We start from the raw sequence: 25,712 nt of genomic DNA, 5'->3' as shown, positions 1-25,712 counted from the left end.
AGCTACCCAAGTGATCCCGCGGGAAGGATCTGTACCCCCGACCGGATTCGAACCGGCGCTACCGCCTTGAGAGGGCGGCGTGCTAGGCCGCTACACAACGGGGGCTTTGTGGATGCCATCCACGGTTTTGCAGATGAGCTCTGCGAGCTGGCCTACCTGGACTCGAACCAAGACTAACTGAACCAGAATCAGTCGTGCTGCCAATTACACCATAGGCCACCGGAACGTGATCACTTCGAGAAGGGATCCTGCTCGGCTTGCGCTTCCGGGGCTTTCCGGCCTTTCGGCCCGTTCCCCTCGGCGCAGGAAGAACATTACCCGAAGGTGGACGGTGCTCCAAAACGCGTATCCGCACGCAGCAGCCCGGGCAGCTGGAGGAGGTCGGTGATCCGGGTCAGCTCGGGCCTTCCGCCGGTCCCCGCGCGGTCCAGCCAGATCCCCCGCAGGCCCGCCTCCACCGCGCCCCGGGCGTCGATGTCCGGCTGGTCCCCCACGTACGCCACCTGGTGGGGACGCAGGTCAAGGGCGGCGCAGGCGGCGTGGAAGGCCTCCGGGGCCGGCTTGGCCACCCCGAGCTCGGCGGCGCACAGCACGGCCTCGAAGCGGTCCCGCAGGCCCAGGGTGCGGAGCTTGTGCTCCTGGTTGTGGATGCTGGAGTTGGACAGCACGCCGTGACGGTAGTCACGGGCCAGCAGGTCGAGGACGGGCACGGTGTCGGGAAACAGCTCCCAGGCGGCCTCGTAGTGGACCACGTAGCGGTCGAACCAGTCGTCGGCCTCCGCGGCGGTGAGCTCCGGCCGCCCGAGGAAGTCCCGCACCCGGCCGCGCCGCTGGTTCCGGAAGTCCCCGCCCTCGGTCTCGTAGCGGCGCCAGTGCAGCTCCGTGAGCTCCTTCCAGCGCCGCAGGGCCTCGTCGACGGAGCCGTACGCGCCGAGCAGCCCCTCGGCCGCGAGATGGGCCCGCATCCCGGCCCGGTCGGCGCTCGCGTAGTCGAAGATCGTGTCGTCGATGTCCCAGAGCACCGCGCGGATGGTCATGCAGACGACGGTACCCCCGTCCCGGGGTGCGGGACGGGGGTACCGGTGTGTACGGCGCGGATCAGGCGGCGAGCTTCGCCAGGGCCGCGTCGATGCGGGCGAGGGTCCTGTCCCGGCCCAGGATCTGGAGGGACTCGAAGAGCGGCAGGCCGACCGTGCGGCCGGTGACGGCGACCCGGACCGGGGCCTGGGCCTTGCCGAGCTTGAGGCCGTGGGCCTCGCCGGCGGCCAGGACCGCGTTCTTCAGGGACTCCGGGTCGTTCCAGTCGGCGGCCACGAGCTTCTCGCGGGCCGTGGCGAGGAGCGCGGCCGGCTCGCCCTTCATCGCCTTGTCCCACGAGGGCTGGTCGAGGACCGGCTCCTTCAGGAAGAGGAAGTCGACGTTGGCCGTGATGTCCGACAGGACGGTCAGGCGGGTCTGGGCGTAGGGGGCGATGGCCTCCCAGGCGGCCCGGTCGAAGTCCTCCGGGGCCCAGTTCGCGTGCGGGGCGTTCAGCCAGGGCTCGCAGGCCGCGGTGAAGTCCTTCACGTCCAGCATGCGGATGTGGTCCGCGTTGATGGACTCGGCCTTCTTGAGGTCGAAGCGGGCCGGGTTGGCGTTGACGTCCGCGATGTCGAACTTCTCGACCATCTCCGGGATGGTGAAGAGGTCCTGGTCGGCCGAGAAGGACCAGCCGAGGAGGGAGAGGTAGTTGAGCAGGCCCTCGGGCAGGAAGCCGCGCTCCCGGTAGAGGTTGAGGGACGCCTGCGGGTCGCGCTTGGAGAGCTTCTTGTTGCCCTCGCCCATGACGTACGGCAGGTGACCGAAGGCCGGGATCTCCTTGGCGACGCCGAGCTCGATCAGCGCCTTGTAGAGCGCGATCTGCCGCGGGGTGGAGGAGAGCAGGTCCTCGCCGCGCAGAACGTGGGTGATCTCCATCAGGGCGTCGTCGACCGGGTTGACCAGGGTGTACAGCGGGGCGCCGTTGGCGCGCACGATGCCGTAGTCCGGGACGTTGTCCGGGGTGAAGGTGAGCTCGCCGCGGACGAGGTCGGTGAAGGTGATCGGCTCGTCGGGCATGCGGAAGCGGACGATCGCCTCGCGGCCCTCGGCCCGGTAGACCTCGACCTGCCCGGCGGTGAGCTCGCGGCAGTGGCCGTCGTAGCCGGAGGGACGGCCGGCGGCGCGGGCGGCCTCGCGGCGCTCGTCGAGCTCGGTGGCGGTGCAGTAGCAGTGGTACGCGTATCCGCCGGCGAGCAGCTTGTCGGCGACGTCCCGGTAGATGTCCATCCGCTGGGACTGCCGGTAGGGCGCGTGCGGGCCGCCGGTCTCGGGGCCCTCGTCCCAGTCGAGACCGAGCCAGCGCAGCGAGTCGAGCAGCTGGTCGTACGACTCCTCGGAGTCGCGCGCCGCGTCGGTGTCCTCGATGCGGAAGACCATGGTGCCCTGGTTGTGCCGGGCGAAGGCCCAGTTGAAGAGAGCGGTGCGGACCAGGCCCACGTGGGGGTTGCCGGTCGGGGAGGGACAGAAACGTACGCGGACGTTCGCGTTAGCCACGCTTGATCACCCTGTTGGTGAGAGTGCCGATGCCTTCGATGGTGACGGCGACCTCGTCGCCGACGTTGAGGGGGCCGACCCCGGCGGGGGTGCCGGTGAGGACGACGTCGCCGGGGAGCAGCGTCATGGCCTCGGAGATGTGGACGATCAGGTCCTCGACGGAGCGGACCATGTCGCTCGTACGACCGAGCTGGCGCTGCTGTCCGTTGACCGTGGCCTGGATGGTCAGGTCGCTCGGGTCGAGGTCGGTCTCCACCCAGGGGCCCAGCGGGCAGGAGGTGTCGAAGCCCTTGGCGCGGGCCCACTGGGCCTCGCGCTTCTGGACGTCGCGGGCGGTGACGTCGTTGGCACAGGTGTAGCCGAAGACGACGTCCTTGACGCGCTCGCGCGGAACCTCGCGGCACATGCGGCCGATGACCACGGCCAGTTCGGCCTCGTGGTGCAGCTCGTGGGAGAAGGAGGGGTACTCGATGGCGTCGCCGGAGCCGATGACCGAGGTCGTGGGCTTGAAGAAGGTGACGGGGACCTCGGGGACCTCGTTGCCGAGCTCCCTGGCGTGTTCCGCGTAGTTGCGGGTGACGGCCACGACCTTGTTGGGGAGCACCGGCGGCAGCAGCCGGACCTTGCTCAGCGGGACCTTCGTGCCGCTGAGCTCGAAGTCGGTGTACGGGATGCCCTTGATGATGTCGAGGACCAGGCCGCCGGACTCGACGGTTCCCTCGCCCTCGACGGCGCCGAAGGCGACATTGCCGTCGATGGAGAATCTGGCGATGCGCACGAGTGCTGTCGCCCCTCACTTGCTACTGGCTGGAGTCTGACGCTCCAGGCTAACGCGGCAGGGGGCGGCGGACCGGCGGATATACCGGCACCGGGCGGGCCGGACGGGCGGATGTACCGGCACCGGGCGGGCCGGACGGGCGCCGTCCGGGTCAGCGGGTCGCCGAGGCGAAGGGCTGCGGCTGGTAGGGGGCCGGGGGCTGCATGAGGATCGTGCGACGCGGGTTGGCCGTGGTGCCCGGGAGTTCGGCGGCGTACTCGGGCAGGGCTCCCCGGTCCAGCTGCGCGGCGTCCGCGAGGTGGACGAGGGTGGAGCGCCGGGGGTTGGCCGTGGTGCGTGCGGGCGTCGTCTTCATCGCGGTGTCGGACCCTTTTTGTCTGCGGTGGGGGCGCCCACGCGGCCGCGCAGGCGGAGCACCCCATCTTGTCAAAGCGTCAGGCTAAACATGCAATCCCCTTCGATTGCCTGCCCGATCCAACGAACTACGTGTGAGTTTGCTCACCACGCGGGGCACAATCCGGGCATTACGTACCGGCACGAGAGGTTACCGAAACGGACATTCCGCTATTGAATGCGCCATTCCGCTCCTGATCATGGCGACTGGGACACCCCTCTCCCCCTGCCGTTCCGCACGGAAAAGACCGTTTTCTCCACGATCATCTTCTACATGGGGTGACACGCCGGGCACACGTTGTCATCCCCTTCGCGACGCGCCCCACGGCTCTTGTTGGAGATCCGGCACTGTGCTGGAATTCCACGCACCGTCGCGGGTTTGAGGCCGACGCGCAAGGGGCGCAACGCAGCGCCGGCCGAGTGACGGGAGACAGGGGGATCCGCGCCGGTCACCGACGACCACCACTGGGGTGCACCTGCGCCCCGAGACGCCGACACCGTCCTCTCCGTTCATCCGGAAGGACGCCTGGTCCAGAGGTTGCGACGCTAGTGCAGGGACGTTTCAAGAGGGATGGCACGGGCTCTTCCCAGGCCCGCAAGGGCCGAGGGGAAGCTCCGGCGGAGCAGGAGCCGCGTGCCGGGACCCATCACGGTTCCCCGGCCTCGCACCCCCAGAAGAACGGGAAGGGCGACGGCGGCGACGCCACGCGCGGAACCGCGGCCGACGCCGCGGCCGAGCAGGCCGCGCTGCCCGCGCTCAAGACCGAGAACCAGGTCGGGCCCCGAATAGCGCTGCGCAACTGGCGCATCTCCACCCGCCTGGTCGCCCTGCTGACCCTCCCCGTGGTCGCGGCGACCAGCCTCGGTGGCATCCGTATCAGCGAGTCCTTGCAGGACATGGAGCAGCTGGACAACATGCAGCTGCTCACCAAGCTGACCAAGGAGGCCACCAACTTCGCGGAGGCGCTCCAGGAGGAGCGCGACCTCTCCGCCGGTCCGCTCGCCAACGGCAACTCCCCCGGGGACTACCAGGTCTCCAACCCGCGCAAGAAGGCCGACCGCGCGTACCGGGCCTTCCTCGACGCGACCAACGACATCCCGACCGTCGAGGACGACGAGTCGCTGCGCAGCATCCGGCAGAACGTCAGCCAGATCGCCTCGCAGGTCAGCCAGCTGGGCGCGATCCGCACCAAGGCCTACGAGAAGGACGTCGCCCACTCGGTGACGGTCGAGGCCTACAGCCGCCTGATCCGCTCCCTGCTCAGCCTGTCCCAGGACATGGCGCAGGCCACCAGCAACCCGGAGATGATCAAGCGGACCCGTGCGCTCGCCGCGTTCTCGTCCGCCAAGGAGTACGCCTCCATCCAGCAGGCGATCATCGCCGCCGCGCTGCCCCCGAACGACAGCCGTCCGGCCAGCCTGCAGCTCGGTGACCGCCTCTACGGTGACGCCGCGCAGAACAGTGAGACCGACGAGTTCAAGTCCTTCCGGGCGATCTACGAGTCGACCGGCGGCGACGCCGAGGAGCTCACCGCCTCGCTGACCAACGGCAACCCGTCCATCGAGGCGGCCGACAACTACGCCGAGCGGATGCTGAAGTCCGACCGCGGCCTGCCGGACGTCAAGCGCGGTCACCTGAACTTCACCGACGAGTACGGCACCAAGATGCGTGCCATGAAGACCATCGAGGCCACGCTGCTGGGCGAGATGGAGACCAAGGCCCGTGAGCTGCGCCAGGAGTCGCAGCGCGACGCCATCATCAACGGTGCCCTGATCCTCCTCGTCCTCGGCGTCTCCCTCGTCGGCGCCTTCGTCGTGGCCCGGTCCATGATCCGCTCGCTGCGCCGGCTCCAGGACACCGCGACCAAGGTCGCCCAGGAACGTCTGCCCGAGCTCGTCAAGCAGCTCTCCGAGACCGACCCGCAGGACGTCGACACCTCCGTCGAGTCCGTCGGTGTGCACTCCCGGGACGAGATCGGCCAGGTGGCCGCGGCCTTCGACGACGTGCACCGCGAGGCCGTCCGCCTCGCCGCCGAGCAGGCCCTCCTCCGGGGCAACGTCAACGCGATGTTCACCAACCTCTCGCGCCGCTCCCAGGGTCTTATCCAGCGCCAGCTCTCGCTCATCTCCGAGCTGGAGTCCCGCGAGGCCGACCCGGACCAGCTGTCCTCGCTCTTCAAGCTCGACCACCTCGCGACCCGCATGCGCCGTAACGGTGAGAACCTCCTCGTTCTCGCCGGCGAAGAGCCCGGCCGCCGCTGGACCCGCCCGGTCCCGCTGGTCGACGTCCTGCGCGCCGCCGCCTCCGAGGTGGAGCAGTACGAGCGCATCGAGCTGGCCGCCGTCCCCGCGACGGACGTCGCCGGCCGCGTCGTCAACGACCTCGTGCACCTGCTCGCCGAGCTCCTCGAGAACGCCACCTCGTTCTCCTCGCCGCAGACCAAGGTCCGCGTCACCGGTCACGCCCTGCCCGACGGCCGCGTGCTGGTCGAGATCCACGACACCGGCATCGGCCTCTCCCCCGAGGACCTCGCCGCGATCAACGAGCGGCTCGCCTCGCCGCCCACCGTGGACGTCTCGGTCTCCCGCCGCATGGGTCTGTTCGTGGTCGGCCGCCTGTCCCTGCGACACGGCATCCGGATCCAGCTGCGCCCGTCCGACTCGGGCGGCACCACCGCGCTCGTCATGCTCCCGGTCGACGTCGCCCACGGCGGCAAGAAGCCCGCGCCGAAGCCCGGTGCGGGCGGCCAGGGTGCCGTGCCGCAGGGCGCCGGCGCCCCGGGCGGCCTGCTCACCGGTGGCCCCGGCGCGGCCGGCGGCCCCGGAGCCCCCGGCGGACGTCCGGGCGGTGCCCCGTCCGCGCCCGGCGGCCGGCTCGGTGCCGCCGCGACCCGCGGCGCGCTGCCCGGCCGGGACGGCGCCCAGCGCCCGAACGGCCCGCAGGGCCAGGGCGGTGGCCAGAACGGCCCCAACCTGTTCCAGGAGCGCCCGCAGACTCCCGCGCCCGCCCAGGCGCAGAACCAGAACCAGAACCCGCAGACCGCTCAGCTCCCGCCCGTACCGCAGGACCCCCAGCGGCCCGGCCCGGGTGCGCCCGGCGGCTTCGTCGGCGGCGCGCAGAGCGCGATCCCGTCGCGTACGGACGTCTGGGGCGGCGGCCGGCCCCCGTCGCAGCCCCAGCAGGGCGACTACCCGCGCGCCGAGCTCCCCGGCGGCAGCAGCCAGCAGCAGCGTCCGCAGGCCGCGAGCTGGGGCAACGAGCAGGCGCAGCCGGTCCGCCGGCCGCAGCAGGACATGTCGCCGCTGGACGCGCCGCGGGGTCACGAGGAGCCGGAGAACACGGGCCGTTACGCGCAGCCCGACGGTCCCGGTTCCACGGGCCAGTTCCCGCGCCCGGACTTCGGTGCGCCGCAGCAGGCCCCGCAGGGCTACCAGGGCGGCGCCCAGGACCCGGCGTCCACCGCGCAGTTCCCGCGGCCCGACTTCGGTGCTCCGCAGCAGGCGCCCCAGCATGCCCCGCAGCAGCCGTACGGCCAGCAGCCCTACGTCCCGCAGGCGCAGGCCCCGCAGTCCCCGGCCCCGCGCCAGCGCACGGCGAACCAGCAGCCGCAGCAGCCGCAGCAGCCGCAGCTCCAGCAGCCGCGTCAGCCGGAGGCACTGCCGGCGGCGGGCGCAGGTGACGGGCGTACCCCGCTGTACGACACGCTGGAGACCAACTGGTTCCGCCAGGAGCAGGGCCAGGCGCCCGCTCAGGCCCCGCAGCAGGGACACGCCCCCCAGGCGCCGGCCCAGGGTGCCCCGGACGCCGAGCGCACGATGCAGAGCCCCGCGGTTCCGCAGCGCCCCGGCACCTCGGCCCCGCAGCGCCCGGGGACCTCCGCCCCGCAGCGGCCCGGGACGACTGCCCCGCAGCAGCCCGACGCCGGCCGGCAGAACGGCGGGGCCGCCTGGCGGCCCTCGCCCAACGACGAGCTGGTGCGCCAGGCCGAGCGGGTGCGCAAGCCCGCGGCCGGCGGCGTGACCACCTCAGGGCTTCCGCGGCGCGTGCCGCGGGCCAACCTCGTGCCCGGGACCGCCCAGGAGCAGGCCAACACGGCCGGCCCCCAGGTGTCCCGCGCACCCGACGACGTCCGCGGCCGACTCACCAATCTGCGTCGCGGTATCCAGCAGGGCCGTCAGGCGGGCAACTCCACCACGGGTTCCTTCCATGTCGGTCCGACCCAGCAGCAGGAGCGTTAGTTGAGCGCGATGAGCCAGGCGGCGCAGAATCTGAACTGGTTGATCACCAACTTCGTGGACAACACCCCCGGGGTGTCCCACACGGTCGTGGTCTCCGCCGACGGACTGCTCCTTGCCATGTCCGAAGGGTTCCCCCGCGACCGCGCCGACCAGCTGGCGGCGGTCGCGTCCGGACTGACCTCGCTGACCGCGGGGGCGTCCCGGATCTTCGAGGGCGGACCCGTCGCCCAGACCGTCGTGGAGATGGAGCGCGGCTTCCTCTTCCTGATGTCCGTCTCGGACGGCTCCTCGCTGGCCGTGCTCGCCCACCCGGAGTGCGACATCGGCCTCGTGGGCTACGAGATGGCGCTCCTCGTGGACCGGGCGGGCAGCGTGCTCACCCCGGACCTGCGGGCCGAGCTCCAGGGCAGCCTGCTCCACTAGCTCCACCCCGACTCGTATCCGTCCGTACCCGAACCGACACGCACGGGTCGGTGCGCCCCTCCGCATCGACCCGGACCGTTCACCGTCCGGCCGCCCCATCCGGCCCCCCACCGGCCCCATCAGACGGCAGAAGTCTCTGCTGTCACGCCCGGAGGATTCATGACCCCGCCCCCCGCCTCTCACGATCCGTACGGCTCGTCCATAGACGACGGCTACGGAGCTGAGGGCGACCAGCCGCTGGTACGTCCCTATGCGATGACCGGCGGCCGGACCCGGCCGCGCTACCAGCTCGCCATCGAGGCGCTGGTCAGCACCACGGCCGACCCGGCGCACCTGGCCACCCTGCTCCCCGAGCACCAGCGGATCTGCCACCTGTGCCGTGAGGTGAAGTCGGTGGCCGAGGTCTCGGCGCTGCTGTCGATGCCGCTCGGTGTGGCCCGCATCCTCGTGGCCGACCTGGCCGAGGCGGGCATGGTGGCCATCCACCAGCCGGGTAACGGAGAGGCCGGCGGCACGCCGGACGTGACACTGCTCGAAAGGGTGCTCAGTGGACTTCGCAAGCTCTAGCGGCGGCTCCGCTCCTGTGGGCCGCTCCACCACCAGCGCGAAGATCGTGGTGGCGGGCGGTTTCGGCGTGGGCAAGACCACGTTCGTGGGTGCGGTCTCCGAGATCAATCCGCTGCGTACCGAGGCCGTGATGACGGCGGCCTCGGCGGGCATCGACGATCTGACGCACACCGGAGGCAAGACGACCACCACGGTCGCGATGGACTTCGGCCGCATCACCCTGGACCAGGACCTGATCCTGTACCTCTTCGGTACGCCCGGTCAGGACCGCTTCTGGTTCATGTGGGACGACCTGGTCCGCGGTGCCATCGGCGCCGTCGTGCTGGTCGACACCCGGCGTCTCGCCGACTGCTTCCCGGCCGTCGACTACTTCGAGAACTCGGGCCTCCCCTTCGTCATCGCCCTGAACGGTTTCGACGGCGCTCAGCCGTACGCGCCGGACGAGGTGCGCGAGGCGCTCCAGATCGGGCCCGACACCCCGATCATCACGACCGACGCGCGCCATCGCGCGGACGCCAAGAGCGCGCTCATCACCCTCGTCGAGCACGCCCTCATGGCGCGTCTGAAGTAGTACACAACAACGAGAAGTTGATATACGGCAGTTGTCGTAGAGATTGTGGGGGCGGTCTGTGTCCTTCGACACGACCGCCTCCGCGTTCATAACATTTCGACAGAGAATTGGGGCGCCTCGGACACCCGATGCATCCGATCGGTGCCACTGTGCTCACATGAGCCCCGCCTTTTGGCGGGGCTCGCTCTTTATGCCCGTTTTATCTGTGGCGTGAGGCCCAGAAACCGGCTGCTTCGCACTGTTTGGAAGGGACCCCCTTCACGTGCTGGAATTCATGAACTCCCGAGTAGTACGGCCCTGAACGAAACACCCGGCACGACGTAGGTGCCGACGCCGAGAGGTTGTTGGTCGAGTGAGGCGCAGCAAGGAAAGCTCCGCGGAGCAGCAGACGCGGGGCAACTTCACGCCGCCGTCGCGTGCGGTGTTCCCGCCCGCGGACGAGCCCGTGACGTCGCCGGCCCCGGTGCGTAAGGGCAGCGCCAGCAAGCTGTCGCCGCGCAACTGGCGCGTGCCCACCCGACTGAACGCCATCCTCCTCATACCCGTGCTCGTCGGTCTGGTCATGGGCGGCTTCCAGGTGAAGGCCGCCATCGACACCTGGCAGGAGGCGCAGGACGCCGAGAAGACGGCGCTCATCGTGCGCGCCGCCTCGGACTACAGCCAGGCACTGCTCAACGAGCGTGACCTCACCGCCGCTCCCCTCCTCAAGGCCAAGACCCCCGCGGACCGCGAGAGCGACGAGGTCACCCAGGCCTACGCCGCCACCGACGCCGCCAAGGTCAAGTTCGACGAGGCCGCCAGGAACATGCCGAGCGGGGAGGGCCTCGAGCGCCGCCTCGGCCTCTTCCGCAACGCCGAGCCGAAGCTGACGGCGCTGCGCAAGGTCGCCTACACCCGCTCCCTCGACCCGGCGAACACCCAGCTCGGGTACACCGAGGTCCAGCACTACCTGATGGAGTTCTCCAACGAGCTCGGTCTGGGCACCGGCAACATCACCAGCTACGGCCGCACCGTCTACGCGATCCAGCTCGCGAAGGCCGCCGAGTCCCTGCAGCGGTCGATCGGCACCCAGCTGCTGATCCGCCCCAGCAAGAAGGACGACGTCTTCGCGCAGCAGTCGGTTGCGTTCAACTCGTACAACTACCTCGAGCAGATCGCCCTCGGCGAGTACCAGTCGGGTGGTACGCAGGCCGACGTGGAGCGGCTCCAGGAGGTCATGGCCGGCAAGGCCGCCGAGGGCTCCAAGAAGATGGCGGCCCTGGGCATCGAGCTGCCCAAGGGCAGCGGCAAGGACTCCTCGGTCTACGCCGGCGTCGCGCAGGCCATCGGCTCCGCCAAGGACGCCGAGGCGATCGCCGACCTGAAGAAGCAGGGCATCACCGCCGACACCTGGAGCGCGGTCGCCACCGCCAAGTTCGACGGCTACACCGAGGTCGAGAAGGAGCTCGTCGACAAGGCCGTGACCGAGGCCGCCGACATCTCCGACGAGGCCAAGACGGACGCCTGGGTCATCGGCGGCGTCGTCGTCGTCGCCCTGCTCGCCGCCTTCATCCTGGCCGGGATGATGGCCCGCCAGATGAGCCGCTCGATGCGCGAGCTGCGCAACGCCGCCTTCGGCATCGCCGAGCAGCGCCTGCCGATGCTCGTCGACCAGCTGTCCCGTACCGAGCCCGGCCGGGTCGACACCCGCGTCCAGCCCATCCCGATCGACTCCCAGGACGAGATCGGCGAGGTCGCCCGCGCCTTCGACCAGGTGCACCGCGAGGCCGTCCGGCTCGCCGCCGAGCAGGCCATGCTCCGGGGCAACGTCAACGCGATCTTCACGAACCTCTCGCGCCGCAACCAGTCGCTGATCGAGGGCCAGCTGACCCTCATCACCGACCTGGAGAACAACGAGGCCGACCCGGACCAGCTGGAGAACCTCTTCCGCCTGGACCACCTGGCCACCCGCATGCGCCGCAACGGCGAGAACCTCCTCGTCCTCGCCGGCGAGGAGCCGGGCCGCCGCTGGGACCAGCCGGTCCCGCTGGTCGACGTCATGCGCGCCGCCGCCTCCGAGGTGGAGCAGTACGAGCGCATCGACATCGCCGGCGTCCCCGAGGCCGAGATCCACGGCCAGGCCGTGACCGACCTCGTGCACCTGCTCGCCGAGCTCCTGGAGAACGCCACCACGTTCTCCTCCCCGCAGACCAAGGTCCGCGTCACCGCGACCCGTCTCCCCGACGGCCGCGTGATGGTCGAGATCCACGACAAGGGCATCGGCCTCACCGCCGAGGACTTCGCGGACATCAACCACAAGCTGGCCAACCCGCCGACCGTGGACGCCGCCGTCTCGCAGCGCATGGGCCTCTTCGTGGTCGGGCGCCTCTCCGACCGGCACGGCATCCGCGTCCAGCTGCGCCCCTCGGGCGAGCAGGCCGGAACCACCTCGCTGGTCATGCTGCCGGACGCGATCACGCACGGCGGTGGCGGCGAGCAGCCGCTGCACGACGACTTCACCGTCTCGCAGATGATCCCGCAGCAGGCGCAGACCGCCTTCGAACCGCAGCCGCAAGCGATGCGCACCGCGGCGGAGCTCGGCTTCGACGACTCCCGCTACGAGGAGCCGGCCGACGAGCGCCAGCTGGACCCGGTCAACCGCTCGCTGATGCGCGAGGAGCGCCGGGCGGCCCTGGAGGCCCAGGCACACCAGGACGGCGACCAGCCGCTCTTCCAGGACGAGTCGGCGCCGGGCATGCACGGGCAGCAGACATACGTACAGCAGGAGAACGAGCAGGAGTACGCAGCCGCGTACCCCACCGAGTACCCGCAGGACTACCCGCAGGGTCAGGACGCGTACGGCTACCAGCAGCAGGGGTACGAGGGCTACGAGCAGTCCCCCGAGGGGTACCCGGAGCAGTCGTATGCGGAAGCCGCGTACGACGGCGGCCAGGTCGGCCACGCGGGGTACGAGAACGGCTACGAAACCCAGCCCCACCAGGGTGACTGGCAGCAGCAGCCTTCCTACGGCGGCGGCTACGAGCAGCAGTTCGGAACGGAATCGGAATCCGCCGCGGTCGCTCCCGAACAGGACCGCGAGCGCGTAGGCTTCGACCGTCCGGGTGCCACGCCGAGTCCCACCCCGGACGCCGGCCACGCGCTGACCGACGCCGGTCTGCCGCGCCGCGGCAGCGTCGCCCCCCAGGCGCCGCAGACCCCGCAGGCGGCGCAGCAGCCCGCACCGCCGGCCCAGCCCGTGGGCTCGGGCGTCGAAGGAGCCGACGGCACCGGTGAATGGCGCTCCGCCAACGACGAGCGCTGGTCCCGGGCCGAGAAGCTCCGCGACCCGAAGGCGGGCGGGGTCACCCCCTCCGGCCTTCCGCGACGGGTTCCCAAGGCCAACCTGGTCGAGGGAGCGGCAGAGCAGACCCCGCAGGGCGGCCCCCAGGTCTCCCGCGCACCCGAGGACGTCCGGGGCAGGTTGAGCAACCTGCGCCGCGGCATCCAGCAGGGACGCAGCGCGGGAACGGACACGAACGGATCGGGCCTCGGCCCGGGCAACACCTACCACCAGGAGCGTTAGTGTGAGCGCGATGAGCCAGGCGGCGCAGAATCTGAACTGGTTGATCACCAACTTCGTGGACAACACCCCCGGGGTGTCCCACACGGTGGTGGTCTCCGCCGACGGCCTCCTGCTGGCGATGTCCGAGGGATTCCCCCGCGACCGCGCCGACCAGCTGGCGGCGGTGGCGTCCGGACTGACCTCGCTCACCGCGGGGGCGTCCCGGATCTTCGAGGGCGGCGCGGTCAACCAGACCGTCGTGGAGATGGAGCGCGGCTTCCTCTTCATCATGTCGATCTCGGACGGCTCCTCGCTGGCCGTGCTCTCCCACCCCGAGTCCGACATCGGTCTCGTGGGCTACGAGATGGCACTGCTCGTCGACCGAGCGGGAAGCGTCCTGACTCCCGACCTGCGGGCGGAACTTCAGGGAAGTCTTCTCAACTAACAGACAGACAGTGCGTTTCTCGCCACCGCACCGTAGGGTGCGGTGGCGCGGTTCCAAGGGACATGGGGCCGCGAGGCAGTCGGAGGAGGAGACGTGGGCACACCCCCGGGCGGAAGCCCCTACAACGGTTTTGACGCGCATCAGGGTTCGCTGGGCGACACCGCGCAGAACCGCTTCAACTTTCCCTCCGCACCGAGCAGACAGGGTGCTTCGCAGCCCTACCAGCAGCAGCAGTCCATGCCTGCCGGTCCGCCGAGCGCGCCCACGGGCCGGCGGGGCGGCAGCGGCGGCGCGGGGGGCGCGGGCGGCAACAACCCGCTCGTCCGTCCCTACGCCATGACCGGCGGCCGGACCCGGCCGCGTTACCAGCTCGCCATCGAGGCGCTGGTCAGCACGACGGCCGATCCGGCCCGGCTGCAGGGGCAGTTGCCCGAGCACCAGCGGATCTGCCGGCTCTGCTTCGAGATCAAGTCGGTCGCGGAGATCTCGGCCCTTCTCTCCATCCCCCTCGGCGTTGCCCGGATTCTCGTCGCCGACCTGGCCGAGGCCGGACTCGTCGCCATTCACCAGCCCGGCGGCGACGAGGCCGCCGGCGGTCAGCCAGACGTGACACTGCTCGAAAGGGTGCTCAGTGGACTTCGCAAGCTCTAGCGGCGGCGCGGCCCGTTCAACCACCAGCGCGAAGATCGTGGTGGCGGGTGGTTTCGGCGTGGGCAAGACCACATTCGTCGGCGCCGTCTCCGAGATCAATCCGCTGCGGACCGAGGCCGTGATGACGTCCGCCTCCGCGGGCATCGACGACCTCACCCACACGGGCGACAAGACGACGACGACTGTCGCCATGGACTTCGGCCGCATCACCCTGGACCAGGACCTGATCCTGTACCTCTTCGGTACGCCCGGTCAGGACCGCTTCTGGTTCATGTGGGACGACCTCGTCCGCGGTGCCATCGGCGCCGTGGTGCTGGTCGACACCCGGCGTCTCGCCGACTGCTTCCCGGCCGTCGACTACTTCGAGAACTCGGGCCTCCCCTTCGTCATCGCCCTGAACGGCTTCGACGGCCACCAGCCGTACGCACCGGAGGAGGTCCGCGAGGCCCTCCAGATCGGTCCGGACACCCCGATCATCACGACCGACGCCCGTCACCGCGCGGACGCCAAGAGCGCGCTCATCACCCTCGTCGAGCACGCCCTCATGGCCCGCCTGCGGTAGTCCCGACGGTACGACGTCCGCGGAAGGCCCCGCACACCGGTCCGGTGTGCGGGGCCTTCTCGTGCCACCGCGGCGGGGACGGCGCCGCGGGTACGGCGTTCCGGTCCTGCGCGGGCTCCGTCCGGGCGGCGCTGGCGGGCCGTCCCGCTCGGGTGTCGGCGGGTCGGTCCTCCGCACCGGGACGGCTCACGGTCCCGGGACGCCGCAGGGCCCCCGGTCTCCCTTGCGGGAGGCGGGGGCCCTGCGGGAGGTGCCTCGGTCAGCGCCAGCTGTGCGGGGCGCGGAAGCCGTTCTCGCGCTCCAGGCGGCGCCAGCCGGCCGTGGAGCGGCCGTGGCGGGTGGGCTCGGCCGGCTGTGCGGCGGCGCGGGCGAGGAGGACCGCGGTGATGGCGGCGAGCTCCTCGGGGTCGGCGTGGCCCTTCTCGACGCGGAGAAGGCTGGCTGTGGCAGGCGTGGTCACTTCGGTGGGCTCCTCTTACTGAGGCGGGTTGCCGTGCTTGCGGGACGGCAGGTCGGCGTGCTTGGTGCGGAGCATCGCGAGGGACCTGATCAGCACCTCGCGGGTCTCGGCCGGGTCGATGACGTCGTCGACCAGGCCGCGCTCCGCGGCGTAGTACGGGTGCATGAGCTCGGCCTTGTACTCCTTGACCATGCGCGCGCGCATGGCCTCGGGGTCCTCGGCCTCCGCGATCTGCTTGCGGAAGATGACGTTGGCAGCGCCCTCGGCACCCATCACCGCGATTTCGTTGGTGGGCCAGGCGTACGTCAGGTCGGCACCGATGGACTGGGAGTCCATGACGATGTACGCGCCGCCGTACGCCTTGCGCAGGATCAGCGAGATCCGGGGGACGGTCGCGTTGCAGTAGGCGTACAGCAGCTTCGCGCCGTGCCGGATGATTCCACCGTGCTCCTGGTCTACACCAGGGAGGAAGCCGGGTACGTCCAGAAGGGTGATGATCGGGATGTTGAAGGCGTCGCACATCTGCACGAAGCGGGCGGCCTTCTCGGACGCCTCGATGTCCAGGACACCGGCGAGGGTCTGCGGCTGGTTGGCCACGATGCCCACGACCTGACCGTCCAGACGGGCCAGGGCGCAGATGATGTTGCGGGCCCAGCGCTCGTGGATCTCCAGGTAGTCGCCCTCGTCGACGAGCTCCTCGATGACCTTGTGCATGTCGTACGGGCGGTTGCCGTCGGCGGGCACGAGGTCGAGCAGCACGTCCGAGCGGCGGTCGGCCGGGTCCTCGGAGGGGGTGGTCGGCGGGTTCTCGCGGTTGTTCTGCGGGAGCATCGACAGGAGGTAGCGCACCTCGGCGATGCAGGTCTCCTCGTCGTCGTACGCGAAGTGCGCGACGCCGGAGGTCTCGGCGTGCACGTCGGCGCCGCCGAGGCCGTTCTGGGTGATCTCCTCGCCGGTGACCGCCTTGACGACGTCCGGGCCGGTGATGAACATCTGCGAGGTCTCGCGGACCATGAAGACGAAGTCGGTGAGGGCCGGGCTGTAGGCCGCGCCGCCGGCGCACGGGCCGAGCATCACGCTGATCTGCGGGATGACGCCGGACGCCCTGGTGTTGCGCTGGAAGATGCCGCCGTAGCCGGCGAGGGCGGAGACGCCCTCCTGGATGCGGGCGCCGGCGCCGTCGTTCAGGGAGACCAGCGGGGCACCGGCCGCGATGGCCATGTCCATGATCTTGTGGATCTTGGTGGCGTGGGCCTCGCCCAGCGCGCCGCCGAAGATCCGGAAGTCGTGCGCGTAGACGAAGACCGTACGGCCCTCGACGGTGCCCCAGCCGGTGATGACACCGTCGGTGTAGGGCTTCCTGGCCTCCAGGCCGAAGCCGCTGGCGCGGTGCCGGCGCAGCTGCTCGACCTCCTGGAAGGAACCAGCGTCGAGCAGCAGCTCGATGCGCTCGCGAGCGGTCAGCTTGCCCTTGGCGTGCTGGGCCTCGGTCGCTCGGTCACTCGGGCCACGCCGAGCCTGCTCGCGCAGCTCGTGCAGCTCGGCCACACGGCCGCGGGCGTCAGCGGGCTCGCTCGGGATCTGGTCCACAACGGTCATGTACCGACCCTACGAACTCAGCCCCGAAAACCCCGCCGTCGACTCCGTACAGTCTCGCGTGTCGAATCCTGGTGGGGCTTGACAGAAGCATCACCCCACCAGGCCGAGTCAACAGCCAGACACCCCAGGTGATTGTAGGGTTTCTACACAAGCACATCACAACGGTGGGTGGCGCACGCGGTACCCGGGGTGATCCGCAGCCGCAGGCCGCCGGTCCCCGCGGCCAGCACCTCCACCGAGGCGTCCCGGGTGCGCACCGCCTTCACCGGGCGGTCCCATGCCAGCTCGTAGGGCCGGCCGGTGCGCGGCGGCTCGCTCGTCCGCAGCGTGACCGTGTTCCCGGTCCGCCGCAGCAGGACGCTCGCGGGCGCGGTGACGGTGAGGCGGTCCACCGTACCGGCCCGCCAGAAGTTGGCGGCGGTCAGGCCGAGGGACGCGACCTCCACGGCCTGCCGGTCGGCGCCGTTGGCGAGGATCCGCAGCCAGCCGGGGTCGTCGGCGCGGGCGGCGAGCGTGCGCGGCGCGGCGCCCGGCATCAGGAGGTAGGCGTACGAGGCGCCCACCGGGTCGGTGCCGTGGTCGAACCAGAGGGTCTGGTAGCGACGGGTGCGGCGTTCGGTGGAGCTCGTGGTGTTGATGTCGCTCCAGGCTCCGGTGCGGTCCTCGCGCAGGGTGCGCAGGTTCGCCGTGCCGGCCGGGAAGACCCAGCCGCCGTGGCCGGCCAGGTGGGCCCAGCCGCGCCCCGTGGTGAACGCCGCGGTGCCGTTCTCGCCGAGGCAGCGGTTGTCGACGACCGTCTCGACCGGCACCCCGTCGGTGGCGGTGATGCCGGCGCCCAGGCAGATCACGGTGTCGGCGGCGCAGAACCAGGACTTGCGGGCCTCCAGGGTGGAGCCGGGGCCCTTGAGGTGCTGGCCGACCGCGGCGAACTCCCCGTCGGTGGCGCCGCCGACCCACTGCACGGCCGGCCGGGGAGCGCCCCACTCGCCGCCGGCCCGGTCCGCGAGGCGCCGGGTGGAGACGGTGGTGCCGGGCAGCCGGTAGGGGTCGACGGTGGGCCAGAACCAGTCGGTGTACTGCCCGCCCTGGCCCCGGGACCACCACGAGAGCATTCCGGCGCCGGTGTGCCAGCCCCGGGGGTTCTCGCCGTTGCCGCACTCGTAGTGGGAGATGCGCTCGGAGGCCATGGAGAGGTTGGCGGCCCAGCCGGGGCGGCGGTGCACGGCCCGGTCCATGGAGGCGAAGAGCCGGTGCCCGGTGGGCTCGGGGGCCGCGGCCACGGGCGAGGCGGCTACGGCGTGCAGCCGGGCGAGGTCGGCGACGCCGAACTGGCGGGCGGTCAGGATCGGGGCGACGGTGTCGCGCTCGATCCAGCCCTTCACCCGGGCGTGCCAGCGCTCGCGCTCGGCGGGGCTCGCGCCGCCGGCGAGGAGGGCCATGGCGGCGATGACGCCCTGTCCGTGGAAGTGGTCGGAGCGCATGATCCGGCGCTCGTCGCTCGCCAGGTAACCGCGGCTGATGGCACGTCCGTTGACGCTGTCCATCATCAGGCCGTCGTAGATGAGGGGCGCGTAGGCGTGTTCGACGCTGTCGAGGACGATCTGCCGGGCCGGGTCGGTGACCTCCCAGGAAGAGCCGGCGAGCAGCGTGAAGAGCCGGCCGAGGCCGTCGAGCATGACCTGTCCGTAGGTGCCGGAGTAGGCGACCCAGGTGTGCTGCACGAAGGAGCCGTCGGCGTAGAGGCCGTCGCCCTTGGTGACGTACGGGAAGACGGGCGAGAGGGCGTCACGGGCCAGGGCGATCTTGGCGGGGTCCGCGCCGACCACGCCGCGTACGGCGACCGAGCGGCACAGGTCGACGCGGTTGGCGCCCGTGGAGGTGCCGGTGTAGGCGCCGAGCGCGCTGTCGGGGACGAAGTGGTCGACGGCGGCGCAGGCCGCGGCGATCCGGTCGGCGCCGAGGAGCGGGTGGAGGGCGGCCACGATGTCCATGAGGAGCCGCGGGGAGCCGATCTGCCACTCCCACCAGTTGCCGTAACGGACGGTGCCGGTGCGGTAGATCCGCTCGGAGAGGTGGTCGAGGCCGCGCAGGACGTCGGCGAGGAGGCCGGGGTCGCCGGTGCTGCCGGTGCCGTCCTGGAGGTAGGCCTGGGTCATGGTCCACAGCCGGCCGTAGCTCTGGGTGATGCCGGCCGGCGGGTCGAAGGCGTAGCCGGGCCAGAGGGACGTGGCGGTGGGAGCCATGGTGCTCCGGAAGGTACGGGCGAGGGTGCCGGTCTCGGCGAGCCGGGAGGCGTAGGGCTCGGCCCCGGCGTCGTAGCCGGAGCCGAGCTGGAGGTCGGCCCAGCGTCGCCGCAGGGTCTCGAACTCGTCCTCGGCGGCGCGCGCCCGGGGCGCGAGTGCGAGGGCGGCCGCGGCGGCGGAGCCGGCGGCGAGGAAGGTGCGGCGGGACCAGCCGCCGGCGAGGGGGACGGGCACGGAAGGCCTCCCGGGGGAAGAGGTGTAGACCGGTTGGCGCCCGGTGTAGCACCGGCTCTCCGACGCAATCAATGAGCACGACGGCGTACGGCGAAAGCGCTTGCCCGCTTCACCCGGTCGCGCGTCCGGCGCCCGGTCCGCCCTGCCGCCGACCGTGGTCGGCCTGCCGCCGCCGTCCCGGGGCCGCCCGGGCCGCCCACCGTTCTGCCACCGCCGGCCGCCGTCCTCCCGCGCCGCCCGCCGCCGCAGTGGAGGCGCGCGTTCGGGTGCGGCATGCGCACCGGCCGGCCCCCGGTCGCGGATCGCCGTCGAGGCGATCGCGCGCCCGGGGGCCCTCCGGTCCGACACCCCCTCCGGGGGTCCGCTTGGGCCGCGGAGGGGGACGTCGGCCGCCGGCGGGGCTCAGCAGCCGCCGCAGTTGTAGTAGGTCACGTCCCAGTGGTTGCCCTCGTCGGCGTAGACGTTGCCGGAGGCGGACTTCCACTGCGGGGCGCCGTCTCCGCGCAGGCCGATGTAAGTGAACGTGTTCTTCACGTAGTTGGTGACGCAGGTGGCCTTGGCGAAGTCGAGCTTGTAGCCGTTCCAGTGCGAGTAGGTGCCGCTCGCGTGCCCGGTCTCGGTGCCGCCGGTGATGTTGAGGGCGCAGCCGCTGGCCCCCTTGAGGGTCTGCGCGCCCTGGGCGGTGGCGAGGTTGAGCTGCTCGAAGGACGTGCAGGTGGAGTTGTAGCGGTCGGAACAGTTGCCCGACGAGGACCACGTGATCCCGACCTGGCGGAACATCGAGGTCGCGGTGGCGTGGCTGATCTTCGTGGCGGCCTGGGCCTCCCCGGCGGCGGACAGGACGCCGAAGCCGGGGGCGAAGAGGGCGCCGAGGACCAGGGCGAGGGCGGTGAGGACGGAGCGGAGTTTCACAGTGCCTCCTGCTGGTGACCGTGCGTACGGATGGGGACGGTTGTGCAGGTGGTGCTCGCCGAGATGGTGACGCATGTCTACGCGCGTCCGCCAGAGGGCGAAGCGGGACAACTGGTGCCGCGCGGGTGAACGCCCCGACGCGACGCGGCAGAGATGTTGAAACTTGAACGGAATAGGTCTATCGTCGTTCTCGTTGAAGGTTCAACAAAGCGCGGAATCCCCCGCCGCGCACCACGTCCCCAAGGAGCAGTCATGGGTCTCTTCAGCCGCAAGAACAACGAGTCCGCCGTCGCCGTCGCCACCCTCCCGGTCGACCCGGCCCTGGCCGCCCTGACCGGCGACTACACGATCGACCCCGCCCACAGCAGCATCGGCTTCACCGTCCGCCACGCCATGGTCACCAACGTCCGCGGCTCCTTCGCCGAGCACGAGGGCACCCTGACGCTGGACGGCTCGAACCCGGCCGCCTCCTCCGCGGCCATCGACGTCAAGATCGCCTCCATCGACACCGGCATCGCCGACCGTGACGGCCACCTGCGCAGCGGCGACTTCTTCGACGCCGAGCAGTTCCCGACGATGAGCTTCCGCTCGACGGAGGCCGAGCAGCTGGGCGGCGACAAGTACCGGATCAAGGGCGACCTGACCATCAAGGACGTCACCAAGCCGCTCTCCATCGACCTGGAGTTCAACGGCACGGCCACCGACGTCTACGGCAACGAGCGGGTCGGCTTCGAGGGCGCCGCCGAGATCCTGCGCTCCGAGTGGGGCCTCACCTGGAACGCCGCCCTGGAGACCGGTGGCGTCATGGTCAGCGACAAGGTCAAGCTGAACTTCGACATCTCCGCGATCAAGAACGCCGCCTGAGCCCTCCGGTCTCCGACCGACAGGACCGACGTCCGGCCCTGACCGGCCGCCACGAGCGCGCCCGCCTCTCCGCATCCGCGGAAGGCGGGCGCTCGGCGTTTCCCGGGGGCGGCAGTGACGGGAAGGAGATCGCCGACGCTGAAGGGCATGAGAACACTCCGCACCCCATCCCCAGAGGCCGCCACCGCATGCACCAGCGTCCCGGCACCACACCCGACGACACCATGGAGCTTCGTCTCCCCGGCGCTGCCGGCGGCGCGGCACGACACGCGCCCTCGGTGATGCCCCCCGAGCCCAGTCCCGTCTTCGTGGACAGCTCCGGGCACAGGCAGCGTCGGGTGCGCCGCTGGGGCCGGCTCCTCGTGGTGCCCGCGATCGCTTACGTCGCCCTGCTCGTCAGCGCCCTGCTGGGCGGTCCCACGGTCCAGGCGCCGTTCCTGCCCTCCGCGCCCGCCCCTCGGACCCCGGCGCCGGGCCCGGCGCCCACCGATGCCGCCGCCCCGTCCCGGCCCAGCGACGCGGACCCGAGCAGCCGGCCGGACGCCACGCCCACCGCCACCCGGATCGCGGCCGGGCCGGCGTCCGGCGCCACCGACCCGTCCGCCGGCCCGGCCCGCACCACACGGCCCGCACCCGCCGGGAGCACCGGGCCGACGGCCGGCCCGACGACCCGCCCGACCCCGCAGGGCGTGCGGTCGGGCAGGCCCACCGCACCGCCCGGCCAGGGCGGCGGCAAGCCCACCGCCCACCCGTAGCCCCTCGTGTCCCCTCGGATCGTGCCGGGTTCGCGGCGTCCGGCCCCGGGCACCGCCTGATCCGAGGACGCGTCACGGCCGGCCCGCCGGACGGCCGGCTCCGCCCGCGGGCACCGCCGGTCACCCCGCCCCCGGCGCCCCGCCTGCGGCACACTCCCTCCCCGGACCGCCGCGCATCCCCGCGCCGCCGCGCATCCCCGCACCGCCGCGCCCCACCGCACCAGGCAGGAATCCCGCTCCGTGTCCAAGAATCCGGGCCGCAGGGCCCGCGGCCGGCACAGCTCGGTCCGCACCGTCCCCGTCCGCACGCACTGGCTGCTGCTGACCACCCTCGTGCTCACCCTCTCGGCGGCACTGCTCGTCCAGGGCTACACCCAGCACCTGTTCGACCGCACCCCGGACGCGGCACCCCGGGAACACCGGACGGCCGCGTCCGTGCCCGCCTCGATCGGCTCCGGCGGCCCGGTGATCGAAGGGGCGTCCGGCCGGACCACCCGGCCGCAGGACCGCACGGTCTCCCTGACCTTCGACGACGGCCCGGACCCGACCTGGACCCCGAAGATCCTCGACGTGCTGCGCCGGTACGGGGTGCACGCCACCTTCTTCACCGTCGGCACCCGGGTCGCGGAGAACCCCGGCCTGGCCCGCCGGATCGTGGCGGAGGGACACCAGATCGGCCTGCACAGCTTCACCCACACCGACCTCGGCTCCGCCTCGCCCTGGCGGCGCTCGCTGGAACTGCGCCAGACCCAACTCGTCGTGGCCGGTGCCACCGGAGTCACCACACCGCTGCTGCGGCCTCCGTACTCCTCCACGAGCCGTGCGCTCTCCGACGCCGACTGGGCCGCCGTCGTCCAGGCCGGACAGGAGGGATACCTGACCGTCCTGACGACCCGGGACAGCGGGGACTGGCGCCGTCCCGGCGTGGACCGGATCGTCGCGGACGCCACCCCCCGCGGCACGGCAGGTCAGATCGTGCTGCTGCACGACGCCGGCGGGGACCGGTCCCAGACCGTCGCCGCGCTCGAACGACTGCTGCCCCGGCTGAAGGCGGACGGCCGTCGCTTCACCACCGTCGGCGAGGCGGTGGCCCTCCCTTCGGCGGAGCGGCCCGCGACCACGGCGAACGAGTGGCAGGGCTCCGCCCTGATCGCCGCGATCCGCACGAGCGGCTGGGTGGTGAACGTGCTCTCCTGGCTGCTGTACGCGGCGGGCGCGATCAGCGTGCTGCGCGCGGTCGCCGTCCTCGTCGCCGCCCGGCGGCACGTCCGCAAGCGCCGCCGGTCGTGGGGGCAGCCGGTCACCGAACCGGTGAGCGTGATCGTCCCCGCGTACAACGAGAGCGCCGGCATCGAGGCGGCGGTCCGCTCCCTGCTGGCCTCCGACCACCCCGTCGAGGTGATCGTCGTCGACGACGGGTCCACGGACGGCACCGCCGACCTCGTCGAGGCGCTGCGGCTGCCCGGCGTCCGGGTCCTCCGGCAGCGGAACGCGGGCAAGCCGGCCGCTCTCAACACCGGGATCGCCGCGGCCTCCTGCGACCTGCTCGTCATGGTGGACGGGGACACCGTCTTCGAGCCGGACGCCGTGCGCATGATCGTCCAGCCGTTCGCGGACCGGCACGTGGGCGCCGTCTCGGGCAACGCCAAGGTGGTCAACCGGGGCGGCCTGCTGGGGCGCTGGCAGCACATCGAGTACGTGGTGGGCTTCAACCTCGACCGCCGGCTGTTCGACCTCGCCGAGTGCATGCCCACCGTGCCCGGCGCCGTGGGCGCGTTCCGGCGCGAGGCGCTGCTCCGGGTCGGCGGCGTCAGCGACATCACCCTCGCCGAGGACACCGACCTCACGATGGCCCTGTGCCGGGACGGCTGGCGGGTCGTCTACGAGGAGCGGGCCAAGGCCTGGACGGAGGCGCCCGCCTCCCTGGGCGCGCTGTGGAGACAGCGCTACCGCTGGTGCTACGGCACCCTCCAGGCCATGTGGAAGCACCGCGGAGCGCTCGTCCAGCGCGGCCAGGCCGGCAAACTCGGCCGGCGCGGCCTGGGCTACCTCCTGATGTTCCAGGTACTGCTGCCCCTGCTCGCCCCCGTCGTCGACGTGTTCGCCGTCTACGGCCTGGTCTTCCTCGACCCGGTGCGCATCCTCGGCCTGTGGGCGGGCTTCCTGCTGCTCCAGGTGCTGATGGGCCTGTACGCCTTCCGTCTGGACGGCGAGCGGCCCGGCCCGCTGTGGAGCCTGCCTCTGCAGCAGTTCGTCTACCGGCAGCTGATGTACCTGGTCGTGATCCAGTCCGTCTTCACCGCGATCGCCGGTTCCCGGCTGCGCTGGCAGCGGATGGAACGCTACGGAAGCCTCCAGGTGCCGGCGGCCCCGGCCGGGACGCCCCGGCCGGTACCGGAGACGGCGTACCCCGCCCGGGAGCCCTACCCGCCGGAACCCGTCCCCGCACCGCCGGCCGGACACGCGTACGCCGACGGACACGGGTACGGGAGCGGCCAGGGATACGGGAACGACCAGGGATACGGGAACGACCAGGGGTACGGGAGCGGGTACGGGCAGGAGTACGGGAACGGGTACGGGAGCGCGTACGGCCCCGGGAACGGTCACGCCTACGGCGGCCCTGCCTCCCCTGCCGGTCCGCCGTAGGCGTGACCGCACCGATGAGGCGTTCGTTCTCGGCCGCGCCCGGGCCGCCCGCGAAGGGCCGCCGTCCCGGCCTCCGGCCGCGAAGCCGCCGGCCGGAGCGATTGTCAGTGGCGGTCGCTAGCGTCGGCCGCATGGAATTCCGTATCGACACCGGTGGGTTGACCGAAGCCGTCGCCTGGGCCGCCCGCGTGCTGCCCGCCCGCTCCCCCGTCCCCGTGCTCGGCGGGCTGCTCCTGGAGGCGGAGGGCGGCCGGCTGCGCGTCTCCGGTCTCGACTACGAGGCCTCGGCCCGGATCGAGGTGGATGCCGACGTCCTGCGGGACGGCAGGGCCCTGGTGCTCGGGCGGCGGCTCCTCGACATCTGCAAGGTGCTGCCGGACGGCCCCGTGGACTGCACCGTCGACGGGGCCCGGCTCTCGGTGACCGGCGGCGGGGCCCGCTTCGGGCTCTCCCTGCTCCCCCTCGACGACTACCCCGCGCAGCCCGCGCTGCCCGCGCGGCGCGGAGAGGTGGACGCGGCCGCCTTCGCTGCGGCCGTCGGACACGTGGCCGTGGCGGCCGGCCGGGACGACTCGCTGCCGGTGCTCACGGGGATAAGGCTCGGTCTGGACGGCGCGACGATGACGCTGGCCGCGACCGACCGTTACCGGTACGCGGTCCGCACGCTGGAGTGGAAGCCGCAGGTCACGGGCGAGGCCGCGGACCCGGTCGACGTGGTGGTGCCGGCCCGCCGGCTCGTCGAGATCGCCCGCTCGCACGCGGCCGCGGGGACGGTCGGCCTGGCCCTGGACGCCGGCTCCCTCGGCTTCGAGAGCCCGTCCTGCCGCACCACCACCCGGCTCATCGACGGGCGGCTGCCCCGGCACGACAAGCTCTTCGCGCTCGGGGAGCACGCGGTGGCCGTCACCGGGCGGGCCCCGCTCCTGGAGGCCGTGAAGCGGGTCGCGGTGGTCGCCGAGGGCGACAGCCCCGTCCAGCTCACCTTCGACGGGGGCGGTGTGCATCTGCAGGCCGGGTACGAGGACGACGTGGCCTCGCAGCGGCTGCCCGCCACGCTCAGCGGAGCCGAGTCGATGACGGTGGCCTTCCAACCGGGCTACCTCCTGGACGCGCTCGGCTCGTTCGAGGCGCCCGAGATCGGCCTGCGGCTGCTGGGGCCCGGCCAGCGGGCGCTGATCACGGACGCCGGCGACCGCGGACCGGCGACCCACCGTCATCTGCTGATGTCGGTGAAGCCGCTGGTCTGAGCCGGACC

General features: G+C 71.8%; 20 protein-coding genes and 2 tRNA genes. 12 read left to right on the top strand and 10 right to left on the bottom strand.

The window, feature by feature from the left end; all coding sequences use genetic code 11:
• Positions 1-32: 32 nt before the first annotated feature.
• The 6 genes from ACGF1Z_RS25075 to ACGF1Z_RS25050 form a co-directional block, all read right to left on the bottom strand.
• Positions 33-105, bottom strand: a tRNA-Glu gene (locus ACGF1Z_RS25075).
• Between the two features lie 42 nt (positions 106-147).
• A tRNA-Gln gene (locus tag ACGF1Z_RS25070) sits at positions 148-219 on the bottom strand.
• A gap of 95 nt (positions 220-314) precedes the next feature.
• Positions 315-1,037 carry an HAD family hydrolase gene (locus ACGF1Z_RS25065; protein ID WP_393007571.1) on the bottom strand — a complete coding sequence of 241 codons (723 nt, stop codon included), beginning with the start codon at positions 1,035-1,037 and terminating at the stop codon, positions 315-317.
• Between the two features lie 61 nt (positions 1,038-1,098).
• Positions 1,099-2,574, bottom strand: coding sequence for a glutamate--tRNA ligase (gltX, locus tag ACGF1Z_RS25060; RefSeq protein ID WP_393007569.1), 1,476 nt, complete (start codon positions 2,572-2,574; stop codon positions 1,099-1,101).
• Positions 2,567-3,352 carry a fumarylacetoacetate hydrolase family protein gene (locus tag ACGF1Z_RS25055; RefSeq protein WP_393007567.1) on the bottom strand — a complete coding sequence of 262 codons (786 nt, stop codon included), beginning with the start codon at positions 3,350-3,352 and terminating at the stop codon, positions 2,567-2,569. Before ACGF1Z_RS25055 ends, gltX begins: the two co-directional genes overlap by 8 nt.
• 151 nt (positions 3,353-3,503) lie before the next feature.
• Positions 3,504-3,707 (bottom strand): hypothetical protein, encoded by a 204-nt coding sequence (locus ACGF1Z_RS25050; RefSeq protein ID WP_393007565.1) that lies wholly within the window; start codon positions 3,705-3,707, stop codon positions 3,504-3,506.
• Positions 3,708-4,294: 587 nt separating this feature from the next.
• Between ACGF1Z_RS25050 and ACGF1Z_RS25045 the strand changes: the two genes are divergently transcribed.
• The 8 genes from ACGF1Z_RS25045 (at position 4,295) to ACGF1Z_RS25010 (ending at position 14,744) form a co-directional block, all read left to right on the top strand.
• Positions 4,295-7,984, top strand: coding sequence for a nitrate- and nitrite sensing domain-containing protein (locus ACGF1Z_RS25045; RefSeq protein WP_393007563.1), 3,690 nt, complete (start codon positions 4,295-4,297; stop codon positions 7,982-7,984).
• A gap of 9 nt (positions 7,985-7,993) precedes the next feature.
• Positions 7,994-8,407, top strand: coding sequence for a roadblock/LC7 domain-containing protein (locus tag ACGF1Z_RS25040; RefSeq protein WP_030496942.1), 414 nt, complete (start codon positions 7,994-7,996; stop codon positions 8,405-8,407).
• A 159-nt stretch (positions 8,408-8,566) separates the two neighbouring features.
• Positions 8,567-8,974 carry a DUF742 domain-containing protein gene (locus ACGF1Z_RS25035; protein ID WP_393007561.1) on the top strand — a complete coding sequence of 136 codons (408 nt, stop codon included), beginning with the start codon at positions 8,567-8,569 and terminating at the stop codon, positions 8,972-8,974.
• Positions 8,955-9,545, top strand: coding sequence for an ATP/GTP-binding protein (locus ACGF1Z_RS25030; RefSeq protein ID WP_376636636.1), 591 nt, complete (start codon positions 8,955-8,957; stop codon positions 9,543-9,545). The genes ACGF1Z_RS25035 and ACGF1Z_RS25030 overlap by 20 nt, the downstream gene beginning before the upstream one ends.
• 352 nt (positions 9,546-9,897) lie before the next feature.
• A complete protein-coding gene (locus ACGF1Z_RS25025; protein ID WP_393007559.1) occupies positions 9,898-13,107 on the top strand; it encodes a nitrate- and nitrite sensing domain-containing protein in 3,210 nt (1,069 codons plus the stop codon).
• A gap of 10 nt (positions 13,108-13,117) precedes the next feature.
• Positions 13,118-13,531 carry a roadblock/LC7 domain-containing protein gene (locus tag ACGF1Z_RS25020; protein WP_189983704.1) on the top strand — a complete coding sequence of 138 codons (414 nt, stop codon included), beginning with the start codon at positions 13,118-13,120 and terminating at the stop codon, positions 13,529-13,531.
• Positions 13,532-13,624: 93 nt separating this feature from the next.
• Positions 13,625-14,182, top strand: coding sequence for a DUF742 domain-containing protein (locus ACGF1Z_RS25015; RefSeq protein WP_393007557.1), 558 nt, complete (start codon positions 13,625-13,627; stop codon positions 14,180-14,182).
• Positions 14,163-14,744: an ATP/GTP-binding protein gene (locus ACGF1Z_RS25010; protein WP_359880828.1), complete on the top strand. Its 582-nt coding sequence runs from the start codon at positions 14,163-14,165 to the stop codon at positions 14,742-14,744. Before ACGF1Z_RS25015 ends, ACGF1Z_RS25010 begins: the two co-directional genes overlap by 20 nt.
• A 259-nt stretch (positions 14,745-15,003) precedes the next feature.
• Here ACGF1Z_RS25010 and ACGF1Z_RS25005 read toward each other — a convergent pair whose 3' ends face one another.
• The 4 genes from ACGF1Z_RS25005 to ACGF1Z_RS24990 form a co-directional block, all read right to left on the bottom strand.
• Positions 15,004-15,204 (bottom strand): acyl-CoA carboxylase subunit epsilon, encoded by a 201-nt coding sequence (locus ACGF1Z_RS25005; protein WP_393007554.1) that lies wholly within the window; start codon positions 15,202-15,204, stop codon positions 15,004-15,006.
• A gap of 15 nt (positions 15,205-15,219) precedes the next feature.
• A complete protein-coding gene (locus tag ACGF1Z_RS25000; protein ID WP_393007552.1) occupies positions 15,220-16,803 on the bottom strand; it encodes an acyl-CoA carboxylase subunit beta in 1,584 nt (527 codons plus the stop codon).
• A 143-nt stretch (positions 16,804-16,946) separates the two neighbouring features.
• The gene (locus ACGF1Z_RS24995; RefSeq protein ID WP_393007550.1) at positions 16,947-19,280 is read right to left on the bottom strand and encodes a polysaccharide lyase 8 family protein; all 2,334 of its coding nucleotides are present in this window, start codon (positions 19,278-19,280) and stop codon (positions 16,947-16,949) included.
• 402 nt (positions 19,281-19,682) lie between these two features.
• On the bottom strand, positions 19,683-20,192 hold the full coding sequence (locus tag ACGF1Z_RS24990; protein WP_393007548.1) for a hypothetical protein: 510 nt from the start codon (positions 20,190-20,192) through the stop codon (positions 19,683-19,685).
• A 252-nt stretch (positions 20,193-20,444) separates the two neighbouring features.
• Between ACGF1Z_RS24990 and ACGF1Z_RS24985 the strand changes: the two genes are divergently transcribed.
• The 4 genes from ACGF1Z_RS24985 to dnaN all read left to right on the top strand — a co-directional run bounded on the left by ACGF1Z_RS24985 (position 20,445) and on the right by dnaN (position 25,704).
• Positions 20,445-21,056: a YceI family protein gene (locus ACGF1Z_RS24985; protein WP_393007546.1), complete on the top strand. Its 612-nt coding sequence runs from the start codon at positions 20,445-20,447 to the stop codon at positions 21,054-21,056.
• A gap of 188 nt (positions 21,057-21,244) precedes the next feature.
• Positions 21,245-21,811 carry a hypothetical protein gene (locus ACGF1Z_RS24980; RefSeq protein ID WP_393007544.1) on the top strand — a complete coding sequence of 189 codons (567 nt, stop codon included), beginning with the start codon at positions 21,245-21,247 and terminating at the stop codon, positions 21,809-21,811.
• Positions 21,812-22,051: 240 nt separating this feature from the next.
• The gene (locus tag ACGF1Z_RS24975; protein WP_393007542.1) at positions 22,052-24,457 is read left to right on the top strand and encodes a glycosyltransferase; all 2,406 of its coding nucleotides are present in this window, start codon (positions 22,052-22,054) and stop codon (positions 24,455-24,457) included.
• Between the two features lie 131 nt (positions 24,458-24,588).
• Positions 24,589-25,704 carry a DNA polymerase III subunit beta gene (gene dnaN / locus ACGF1Z_RS24970; protein ID WP_393007540.1) on the top strand — a complete coding sequence of 372 codons (1,116 nt, stop codon included), beginning with the start codon at positions 24,589-24,591 and terminating at the stop codon, positions 25,702-25,704.
• Positions 25,705-25,712: the final 8 nt, after the last annotated feature.

Origin of the sequence: Streptomyces sp. NPDC048018 (assembly GCF_043202995.1) — a bacterium.
GTDB lineage: Bacteria > Actinomycetota > Actinomycetes > Streptomycetales > Streptomycetaceae > Streptomyces.
Note: the sequence above shows the minus strand (reverse complement) of the source record. Positions and strands in the feature narration are given on the sequence as shown.